The organism is Burkholderia sp. Cy-637, from assembly GCF_011753175.1.
GTDB lineage: Bacteria > Pseudomonadota > Gammaproteobacteria > Burkholderiales > Burkholderiaceae > Burkholderia > Burkholderia gladioli.
On sequence record NZ_VWWC01000378.1, the window covers coordinates 1 to 1343 of the forward strand.

Here is a 1343-nt window from a genome sequence, read left to right on the forward strand (position 1 = left end):
TGCCAGCCGGTGCCGAGCGCCGCGGCGGTCTCCAGCGCGCGCCGGTACCCGCGCTCGATCGCGTCGGGCGGCAGGCCGCGCAGGTCGTGCGCGAGGCGCGGGCCGTCGAAGGCGTCGGGGAAGGCGATCGGCGAGGCGACCCGGCGCAGCAGCGCGTGCTCGTCGACCAGCCAGGGCGCGCGCAGGTCCCACCAGCGCAGCGAGCTGAACACGCCGTCGAAGCCGGCGCCCTCGAAGGCGCCCAGCGCCTCGCGCGCATGGCCGGGGATGCCGGCGATCCAGCGCACGTCGTCGAGCTCGCCGTGGCGCGAGCCCAGCCAGGTACGCCACCATTCGGCCGGCAGGCGCTGCGGCGCGTCGACCAGGAAGCCGGCCAGGCCGGTTGCCGAGAGCGTCGCGAAGCGGCCGTGCCACCAGCCGGCCAGCGCCTCGCCCACCTCGGGGCGCGCGATGTCGGCATAGGCGAGGGTCTGTTCGAAGGCGGCCGTGCGCGGATCGATGCGCGCGTCGTCGTGCTCGCGCTCGATGTACCAGTCCGGCGCGCCCCGGCGCAGCGGGTGCTCGACGGCGATCCGGTCGACCGTCACGTCGAGCATCAGCCGCAGGCCGAATTCGCGGGCCTGCTCGACCAGCCGCGCGAGCGCGTCGCCGGTGTCGAGCCGGGTGGCCAGGGCTTCGTGCGGGCGATCGTGGTCGGCCACCACGCGCGGGTGGCCGGCGCGGCCGGTGGTGTGGAACGCGCCGACCAGCACGTGATCGAAGCCCAGCCCGGCGATCCGCTCGAACCAGGCGGGCCAGGCATCGAGCGGGCCGACCAGGCGCGCGTCGACGAAGTAGAGATGCGGGGAGAAAGCGGTTGCGGTTGAAGGTGCCATCGGGCCGTCCGTTGCGCTGGGCAGGCGGCGGTTGCCGGCTGCCAGCGGGGGAGCGCAACGGCCGTGCCCGCGGCGGCGCGGCATGCCATGCGCCGGCCCGTGCGCGCCGCATTGGTCCCGGCGCCATGCGCGCTGTAGTTTCGGCCGGCGCCTGTAGTTTTTACAGCGAGTGGGGTGCGACGGGATTTTTTGGCATCGCCCCGCCGTTCCTGACATTTTTGTTACACCTCTTACGGACGCCGATCCCGGGCGTTACAGCTTCCTTTCGATCGCTTGGCTACACTCAGCGCCATTGGTTCACGCAACCCCGTACTTCAACGAACAAGAGCGTTCATCATGGCGAACACACTGATCAAACTCGTCGCGGTCGCGGCCCTGGGCGCCGCCGTTTCGATGCCGGCCCTCGCGCGCGGCGACCTGAACAATGCGCTGGGCGGCGCGCTCGGCGGCGTGGCCGGTGCCGCGCTC

Annotated in this window: 1 pseudogene; it reads right to left on the reverse strand. The window is 72.8% G+C overall.

The annotated features are described in order from the left end of the window. Positions 1 to 875, reverse strand: a pseudogene (locus F3J10_RS35675) (DUF3416 domain-containing protein); the annotation flags it as partial. Positions 876 to 1343 lie beyond the last annotated feature (468 nt).